Source organism: Mycobacterium montefiorense (assembly GCF_003112775.1).
Classification (GTDB): Bacteria; Actinomycetota; Actinomycetes; order Mycobacteriales; family Mycobacteriaceae; genus Mycobacterium; species Mycobacterium montefiorense.
Genome location: NZ_BFCH01000007.1, coordinates 109,463 through 118,192, shown reverse-complemented (window position 1 = coordinate 118,192; position 8,730 = coordinate 109,463). Strand labels below are relative to the sequence as shown.

8 protein-coding genes are annotated in these 8,730 nt (G+C 68.3%); 5 read left to right on the top strand and 3 right to left on the bottom strand.

Annotated elements, in window-relative coordinates; translation table 11 throughout:
- The first annotated feature begins 8 nt into the window (after positions 1-8).
- Positions 9-983: an SDR family NAD(P)-dependent oxidoreductase gene (locus DB708_RS04170; RefSeq protein ID WP_108920702.1), complete on the top strand. Its 975-nt coding sequence runs from the start codon at positions 9-11 to the stop codon at positions 981-983.
- 3 nt (positions 984-986) lie between these two features.
- On the opposite strand, the gene DB708_RS04165 is transcribed toward DB708_RS04170, so the two are convergent.
- From DB708_RS04165 to DB708_RS04155, 3 genes are read right to left on the bottom strand one after another with little or no spacing between them, the layout of a single operon-like run.
- A complete protein-coding gene (locus tag DB708_RS04165; RefSeq protein WP_108920701.1) occupies positions 987-2,231 on the bottom strand; it encodes a glycosyltransferase family 4 protein in 1,245 nt (414 codons plus the stop codon).
- Positions 2,228-3,823 (bottom strand): 1,4-alpha-glucan branching protein domain-containing protein, encoded by a 1,596-nt coding sequence (locus tag DB708_RS04160; RefSeq protein WP_108920700.1) that lies wholly within the window; start codon positions 3,821-3,823, stop codon positions 2,228-2,230. Before DB708_RS04160 ends, DB708_RS04165 begins: the two co-directional genes overlap by 4 nt.
- Complete coding sequence (locus DB708_RS04155) at positions 3,820-4,629, bottom strand: class I SAM-dependent methyltransferase (RefSeq protein ID WP_108920699.1); 810 nt, start codon at positions 4,627-4,629, stop codon at positions 3,820-3,822. The genes DB708_RS04160 and DB708_RS04155 overlap by 4 nt, the downstream gene beginning before the upstream one ends.
- 227 nt (positions 4,630-4,856) lie before the next feature.
- Here DB708_RS04155 and DB708_RS04150 point away from each other — a divergent pair, with 227 nt between their 5' ends.
- The 4 genes from DB708_RS04150 to DB708_RS04135 all read left to right on the top strand — a co-directional run bounded on the left by DB708_RS04150 (position 4,857) and on the right by DB708_RS04135 (position 8,724).
- Complete coding sequence (locus DB708_RS04150) at positions 4,857-5,648, top strand: electron transfer flavoprotein subunit beta/FixA family protein (protein WP_108920698.1); 792 nt, start codon at positions 4,857-4,859, stop codon at positions 5,646-5,648.
- Positions 5,649-5,689: 41 nt separating this feature from the next.
- Positions 5,690-6,646 carry an electron transfer flavoprotein subunit alpha/FixB family protein gene (locus DB708_RS04145; RefSeq protein WP_108920697.1) on the top strand — a complete coding sequence of 319 codons (957 nt, stop codon included), beginning with the start codon at positions 5,690-5,692 and terminating at the stop codon, positions 6,644-6,646.
- A gap of 390 nt (positions 6,647-7,036) precedes the next feature.
- A complete protein-coding gene (locus DB708_RS04140; RefSeq protein ID WP_108920696.1) occupies positions 7,037-7,897 on the top strand; it encodes a GNAT family N-acetyltransferase in 861 nt (286 codons plus the stop codon).
- Positions 7,894-8,724 carry a lysophospholipid acyltransferase family protein gene (locus tag DB708_RS04135; protein ID WP_108920695.1) on the top strand — a complete coding sequence of 277 codons (831 nt, stop codon included), beginning with the start codon at positions 7,894-7,896 and terminating at the stop codon, positions 8,722-8,724. The genes DB708_RS04140 and DB708_RS04135 overlap by 4 nt, the downstream gene beginning before the upstream one ends.
- Positions 8,725-8,730: the final 6 nt, after the last annotated feature.

The following is an 8,730-nucleotide window of genomic DNA, read 5'->3' as shown; positions in this document are numbered from 1 at the left end:
GGGATTGCATGAGTATTCACGCCCGCTGGCGGTCCCTGCTCGACACCGCCCTCGATCGGACGATCGTCGGCGGCTACACCCGCATCGGCTACCACCTGCGCCAGTGGGGATGGCCCGACGACCCGCGGCCGCATGCGCTGAAGGGCAAGACCGCGCTCGTCACCGGCGCGAATCGTGGCATCGGCAAAGCGATCGCCACCGGCCTGGCGCAGCTCGGTGCGAACGTGCTGTTGACCGTCCGCGACGAGACGAGCGGTGCGCAGGCGCGAAAAGAGATCGTCGACGCCAACCCCGATGCCGACGTGCAGGTCGAGGTCTGCGACGTGTCCGACCTGTCCGACGTCCGTGCCTTCGCGGCCGACTTGTCGGCCAGGGAGTGGGAATTGGATGTGCTGATCCACAACGCCGGGGTGTTGCCGCCCGAGCGGACCGAGACCGTCGACCGCCACGAGCTCACCCTGGCCACGCACGTGCTGGGTCCGGTACTGCTGACCGAGTGCTTGGCTCCGGTTCTGAGCGCCGCCGAGGACCCGCGGGTGATCCTGATGTCGTCGGGCGGGATGTACACCCAGTCACTGCCGGCCGACGACCCCGAATACTTCGACGAGCCCTACAGCGGCGTCACCGCCTATGCGCGCACCAAACGGATGCAGGTGGCGCTGACCCCGATCCTGGCCCGGCATTGGGCCGACGACAACATCCGCGTCTACGCCATGCACCCCGGCTGGGCCGATACCCCGGGGGTGGCCACGTCGCTTCCGGCCTTCCGCTCGCTCACGGCACCGCTGTTGCGCACGCCCGAACAGGCGGCCGACACCGCGATCTGGCTGGCCGCGACCGATCCCGCGCCACCGACCGGCGGCTTCTGGCACGATCGGCGGCCCCGCCCCGAGCACTACCTGCCGTTGACCTGGCACGGCGAGCGCGAGCGGGAACGGTTGTGGCGATACTGTGCCTATTCGATCGGCATCGACAACGCGTGAGGCTCAGCGGTCGGGTAGCGCGTGCTCGATGATCGGCAGGCGGGGCAGCTGCTGACGCTCGCCACGCTTGGCCGCTACATACACCTGCGCGGTCTGGCCGGCCACCGTCTGCCAATCGAAATCCGAGGTGAGCCGCTCGCGGGCGGCGTCGGCACGCCGCTGCGCGGCGTCCGGATCGTCGAGCACGGTGCGCACCGCCGCGGCCAGCCCGGCCACGTCGCGGGGCGGACACGACACCCCGGTCTGCCCGTCGATCACCGCCTCGCCCAGACCACCGATGTTGGAGGTCACCAGCGGGGTACCGGCCGCGGCGGCCTCCAGCGCGACGAGACCGAACGGCTCGTAATGGCTGGGGAACACCGCGGCGTCCGCCCGATGCAGCGCCGCCAGCAGTTCGTCGTGGTGTAGATGTCCGACGAACCGAGTTGCCTTGAGTACCCGGTATTTACGGGCCTGTTCGTAAAGCCAGTTCTGCTGGGTTCCATCACCGGCGATGGTCAACGTGGTGCCCGGGTTGGTGCGCCTGATCCGCGGCAGTGCGGCGATGAGGTCGTGTACACCCTTCTCGTACTCCAGGCGCCCGACATAGAGCAGTTCGGCGGGCCCGGTGCGCGGGTGACGGGGCGCGAACGGCCAGCGCGCCGCGTCGATCCCGTTGCGGATCACCGTCGTTTCGGCCAGTCCCGGACCGAACAATTCGGTGATCTCGTCGCTCATCGACGCCGAACATGTGATCAGTGAATCGGATTCGCGCACCAGCCACGACTCGACCGCGTGCACCTGGCGGCTGATCGCTCCGGAAACCCAGCCCGAATGCCTGCCGGCCTCGGTCGCGTGGATCGTGGAAACCATTGGCACGTCATAGTATTGGGCGAGCGCAATGGCGGGGTGGGCGACCAGCCAATCGTGTGCATGCACCACATCGGGACGCCACAGTCGCCCAGTGCCCGGTTTCTTCAGAGTGAGCCCGGCGCGGATCATCGCGTGACCCATCGCCATCGTCCAGGCCATCATGTCTGTGCCGAAGGCGAATTCGTGCGGATCCTGGGCGGCCGCGATCACCCGGACACCCTCGCTGATCTCGTCGGATGACGGGTGCGTGCTCGGGTCGGTGCCCGACGGGCGCCGCGACAGCACGACGACGTCGTGGCCGGCGTCGGCCAGGGCGGTCGACAGGTGATGCACGTGGCGTCCCAGCCCGCCGATCACCACCGGCGGGTACTCCCACGACACCATCAGGATTTTCATCGGGGCAGCCTTCGGGCATCCAGGGCGCCGAACATGCCGTCGGCGCGGTTCCAGCCGTCGGCCAGCCGCTGCGCGGTGTCGCGCCGGCCCGAGGCCAGTGCCCCGGCGATCTCGCGGGTGGCGTGCGCGTGCAGGTGCGCGCGGTAGCGGGCGTAGTCGGCGGCCGAGTCCTTGCTGACCATGAACGGCCAGTCGCTGGACACGGTCAACAGTGTCTCGCGCAGGATCTGGTCGGCGACGCGATCGCGGGGGGTTGGCCCGCCTAGTGACGCGGTGGTCTGTGACAGCGCCTTATCGACGGTGCTCAGCGCTGTGTCGACGACCTCCGTGTTGAGCTGGACCAGGTCGGCTACCTTGTCGCCGTCCCACACCTGCCAGTCCTTACCCGAGCCCCACGAACTGGGCGGCAGCGCGACCGACTCTCCGACGAACCCACCGGCGAGCGCATCGCTGAGCGTGCCGACCCGCACACCGGCGGCGGGCAACGCCCGCAGCACCCGCGCCAGCCACGTCGGACCCTCATACCACCAGTGGCCGAACAGTTCGGTGTCGAAGGCGGCGACCACGTGTGCCGGGCGCCCGATGCGCTCGGATTCGCTGCGCAGCCGGTCACGGACCACGTCGACGAAGTCGGCGACATGGACGTCGACGGCGCGGTCGGCGCGCTCGGGGTCATACGGCGCCTTGGCTTCCGAGGACACGTTGCGGCCGGTGACCCGCGCCGGCTTGAGCCCGGTCAGGTGGTCGTAAGTGTGGAAGTCGCGGTAGGCGGCATGCCCGGGGTAGCCGGATTTCGGCGACCACACCCGGTAGCTGACCTGCAGGTCGCGCCCAAAGGCCACCACGCCGCTGTCGCCGACGGGCCGGCCCAGCGCGGTGTCGCCGTGCAACGACGGGCCGTCGACCATGAAATGGGTGACTCCCGCAGCGGCATAGTCGTTTTCCATGCCCGGGGCGTAGGCGCATTCGGGTGCCCAGATGCCGCCGGGGCCTTGCCCTTTTCCTGCCCCTAGGCGGTGCCCGGCGTCGGCCAGGCCTTCGCGCAGCGCGAATTCGCGCAGCCTCGGCGCGAGCAGCGGCTGGAACGGGTGGGCCAGCGGGCCGCCGAGCAACTCCACCGTGCCGGCGTCGATCAGACTGCGCAGCAGCGGGCTGCCGCCGTGCTGCCACAGGGTGGCGAAGTCGTCCAGCGCCTGGTCCGCCTCCGCGCATTCACGAACCCCGAACGCCCGCAACGCTTCCGGTGTGCAGGATTGGTAGCCGGTCGACTTCGATCGGGGAACCGACCGCACGCTGGCGGCTTCGGCCGCCCGCAGCCGCCAGTTGGCCAGCCACTGATACATGGCGTCCAGGCAGTACGGGTCGTCGAGCTGCGCGTTGACCACCGGGGTGACGCCGAGCGTGAGCAACCGGTGCCGGTCCTCGCCGGCCAGCGTGCGCAGCACCCGCACCAGCGGAAGATAGGAGGCGGCCCAGGACTGGTAGAGCCATTCCTCGCCGACCGGCCAGCGGCCGTGGTGGGCCAGCCACGGCAGGTGCGTGTGCAGCACCAGCGTGAACATGCCGGGCACCGGTGTCGCGGATGTACTCACGGCCGCACCGCGATCGCGATCAGATCCAGGCTGTCATCGATGTCGCGGTCACCCGCCGCCACCAGGTCGAAGTCGTCAATGGTGACCGCGGCGACGTCGGCAGCCAGCTGCGGCGGCCACGGAGCATCGGCGACGGCCCGCGCGATCTGGGCGTCGATGATCGAACCGCCGTGACGCAAATCCATCTCCCGCAGGCGCGCGCCGTGGAACAGCCCGCTAACCGACACCCGGGAGAAACCCGCGTCGACCAGCAACTCGGTCAGCTCGCCGGCGTTGAGTTCTCTGGTGTGAAACGGGTTGATCGGGGTGTCGCGGCCCGGGGAAAAGGTGACGCGATTGGGCGTGGACATCATCAGCAATCCCGAAGGGCGCAGCACCCGGGCGCATTCCTTCACGAATTGGGTCTGGTCCCACAGGTGCTCGATGACCTGGAAATTCACCACCACATCCATCGACGCGTCCGGCAGCGGCAGCTCGGCCAGGTTGGCCTGCATGACTTCGACCCGGGGATAGCGGCTGCGGACGTGGGCCACCGCCGCCTCGTCGTAATCCACCGCGACGACCCGCCGAGCGTGCTGCGCGATCAAATCGGCACCGTAACCTTCGCCACATCCAGCCTCGAGCACGTCGCGGCCCACACAGTGCATTGCCAGTCGCCGATATACGACTTGATGGCGGCGGAACCAGTAGTTCTCGATGTCCAGGTCAGGGATGGTGCGCTCACCGGTCAGCGTCAACACCGCATCGACCGCCGGTGAAGTGCCGTCGGGGATGCCCGGGGGAACGTCGGGGACGAATGCGCTCATTGCATAGGGAGGCTAACGCGAAGTATCGGATTCGCGAACCGCCCCGCGGGTAGTCGCCCGTTGGCGGGGGAGGCAGGGCGCAAGAACCTGCAGTATGACCCGCTATGGTGTGATGGCAGGCCGCACAAAGTTACCGAGTAGTAACACGACCGTGCGCTGCAAAACGCGTACTGAAAGTCCCGTGGCTGACTGCTGCGAGACTCCTTCAAGGAGGACAAACCACACTCATGACGAACATCGTGGTCCTGATCAAGCAGGTCCCAGACACCTGGTCGGAGCGCAAGCTGACTGACGGCGATTACACGCTGGACCGTGAGGCCGCCGACGCGGTGCTGGATGAGATCAATGAGCGCGCCGTCGAAGAGGCCCTGCAGATTCGTGAGCGGGAAGGCGGCGAGGGCTCGGTGACCGTGCTGACGGCCGGTCCCGAGCGCGCCACCGAGGCCATCCGCAAGGCGCTGTCGATGGGAGCCGACAAGGCCGTTCATCTCAAGGACGAGGGCCTGCACGGCTCGGACGTGGTCCAGACCGGATGGGCGCTGGCCCGTGCACTGGGCACCATCGAGGGCACTGAGCTGGTCATCGCCGGTAACGAGGCCACCGACGGCACCGGCGGTGCGGTCCCGGCGATCATCGCCGAGTACCTGGGCCTGCCGCAGCTGACCCACCTGCGCAAGCTGTCGATCGAGGGCGACAAGGTCACCGGCGAGCGCGAGACCGACGACGGCCTGTTCACCCTGGAGGCCACGCTGCCCGCGGTGGTCAGCGTCACCGAGAAGATCAACGAGCCGCGCTTCCCGTCCTTCAAGGGCATCATGGCCGCCAAGAAGAAAGAGGTCACGGTGCTGAGCCTGGCCGAGATCGGCGTCGAGAGCGACGAGGTCGGGCTGGCCAACGCCGGGTCGACGGTGCTGGAGTCGACACCGAAACCTGCGAAGACCGCGGGTGAGAAGGTCACTGACGAAGGTGAAGGCGGGAACGAAATCGCCAAGTACCTGGTCGGCCAGAAGATCATCTAAGACGAGCACCAACCACATACACGAGAAGAGCGATATAACCCATGGCTGAAGTATTGGTGCTCGTCGAGCACGCTGAAGGCGCGGTGAAAAAGGTCACTGCCGAATTAATCACCGCCGCACGCGTTTTGGGCGAGCCGTCCGCCGTCGTCGTCGGCGCGCCGGGCACGGCCGCTCCGCTGGCTGACGGACTGAAGGAAGCCGGCGCCGCCAAGATCTACGTCGCCGAATCCGAGGACGTCGACAACTACCTGGTTACCCCGGTCGTCGACGTGCTGGCCTCGCTGGTCGAATCTGCTTCTCCGGCAGCGGTTCTGCTGGCCGCCAACGCCGACGGCAAGGAGGTCGCCGGCCGTCTCGCGGCCCGGCTCGGTTCCGGCCTGCTGGTCGACGTGGTCGACGTCAAAGAGGGCAACAAGGCCATCCACTCCATCTTCGGTGGCGCGTTCACCGTCGAGGCGCAGGCCAATGGCGACACCCCGGTGATCACCGTGCGGGCCGGTGCGGTCGACGCGGAGCCGTCGGCGGGTGCGGGTGAGCAGGTCACCGTGGAGGTGCCGGCCGCCGGCGAGAACGCCACCAAGATCACCGCTCGCGAGCCCGCGGTCGCGGGCGACCGCCCCGAGCTCACCGAGGCCACCGTCGTGGTCGCCGGTGGCCGTGGCGTCGGCAGCGCGGAGAACTTCAACGTGGTCGAGGCGCTGGCCGACTCGCTGGGCGCGGCCGTCGGTGCCTCGCGTGCCGCCGTCGACTCCGGCTACTACCCGGGCCAGTTCCAGGTCGGCCAGACCGGTAAGACGGTGTCGCCCCAGCTCTACATCGCGCTGGGCATCTCCGGGGCGATCCAGCACCGGGCGGGCATGCAGACCTCGAAGACCATTGTCGCGGTCAACAAGGACGAAGAGGCGCCGATTTTCGAGATCGCCGACTACGGCGTGGTGGGCGACCTGTTCAAGGTTGCTCCTCAGCTGACCGACGCGATCAAGACCCGCAAGGGCTAGTCCGTCTCCGCTTTACGCAAAAGCCCCCGCGCGCATGTCGCGTCGGGGGCTTTTGCGTTATGCGCCCGCCCGGACCGTCACTAATCGAAAGTCGCCTATCGGTTCCCCGGGCGGCATGTCGAATAGTGAGAATCCTTGGCCCCGAACATAATTCGGGATTACCCGGCCGCGACGGCCCGTGTCGCCAATTTGGCGAGAACGTTAACTACGAGGAACGTGCGGGTGTTTATCACGTTGCCGCTCTTACAGATACGACGTATCACGCATGGATCAGCGTTGGCGTTAGATTCGCCGCACTTCATCCCCGCAACACATTTCGTCATCTTGCGTGCACCGACACGTCATAGCGCCGATGCCGATTAGCTCCTCGATTGCGTCACGTTGTTCCCCATGAGCATTGCTTCTGTCCTGATACCGAGCGACAAACCGGACGGAGCGGCGAGAGGCTCTGCTGGTCCGCGTTACTCGCTGTTGTTGTCCACCGACCCCAGCCTGATCGAGGCGGCGCAGCGGCTGCGATACGACGTATTCACCAGCACCCCCGGCTTCGCGTTGCCGGCATCGGGTGCCAGAGAGCGCGATGTGGACCGCTTCGACGAGTTCTGCGACCACCTACTGGTCCGTGACGACGACACCGGCGAGCTGGTGGGTTGCTACCGGATGTTGGCGCCGGCGGGCGCGATCGCGGCCGGGGGCCTCTACACCGCGACGGAATTCGACCTGCGCGCGCTCGACCCACTGCGGCCGTCGCTGGTGGAGATGGGCCGCGCCGTGGTCCGCGACGGCCACCGCAACGGCGGCGTCGTGCTGCTGATGTGGGCGGGGATCCTGGCCTACCTGGACCGCTACGGGTACGACTACGTCACCGGGTGTGTATCGGTGCCGATCGGCAGTGACTGCGGTGACCAGGCGCCGGGCAGCCAGCTTCGGGGCGTGCGTGACTTCGTCCGGGGCCGCCACGCGGCGCCGCCGCAGTACCAGGTCTACCCGCACCAGCCGGTGGTCGTGGGCGGCCGGACCCTCGACGAGATCGCGCCGCCGTCGCGACCCTCGGTTCCGGCGCTGATGCGCGGCTACCTGCGGCTGGGCGCCAAGTCCTGCGGCGAGCCCGCCCTGGACCTGGACTTCGGTGTCGGCGACTTCTGCGTTCTGCTGGACAAAGGCCAGGCCGATACCCGGTATCTGCGAAGACTGAGGTCGGTATCGGCGGTCTCCGAGATGAGCCGCGAGACGGTGGGCGGCGCCCGATGACCGCTCCCGCAGCCGCCACCGACCACGCCTGGCTGCCGCGCGCGACGTGCGACAGCACCTGCGTGGGTGTCGGCCCCGCGTCGCCGCGGTGGCTGGTGGTGCTGCGGGTCACGCTTCGCGTCATGCTGGCGCTGCTGCTACTGCTGGTGGCGCCGTTGGCGCTGGTGCCAGGGCCAAGTCAGATGCGGGTGCGACGGTTCTGCTGCGGGATGGTGCTGCGGGTATTCGGGGTCCGGATCAGCGTGTCGGGCGCCCCGATCCGCAACCTGCGCGGGGTCCTGGTGGTCGGCCCGCACATGTCCTGGCTGGACGTCTTCGCCGTCGGGGCGGTGTTGCCCGGGTGGTACGTCGCCCGGGCCGACATGTTCGGCGAACTCACGGCGCGCCTGCTCAAAATCATTCCCATCGACCGCGCCAGCCTGCGCCGGCTGCCCGCAGTGGTGGATTCCGTGGCTGAGCGGCTGAGCGCGGGGGAGACCGTGGTGGCCTTCCCCGAGGGCACCACCTGGTGCGGCGTGGCCTGCGGCTCGTTCTATCCGGCGATGTTCCAGGCCGCGATCGACGCGGGACGCCCGGTGCAGCCCCTGCGATTGACGTATCACCACGTCGACGGCCTTATTTCAACCGCTCCGGCCTTCGTCGGGGACGACACCCTGGGCGCGGCGATGGGCCGGATGCTCGCCCAGCGGCGCACCCTGGCGCATGTTCACGTGGAATCCCTGCAGCTGCCGGGCAGCGATCGCCGTGCCCTGGCCCGCCGCAGCCAGTTGGCGGTGGGCGTGGGAGTGGCGCAGCGCCCAGGTCAGCGCCACGTGCTGGTCGCTTAGCGGAAC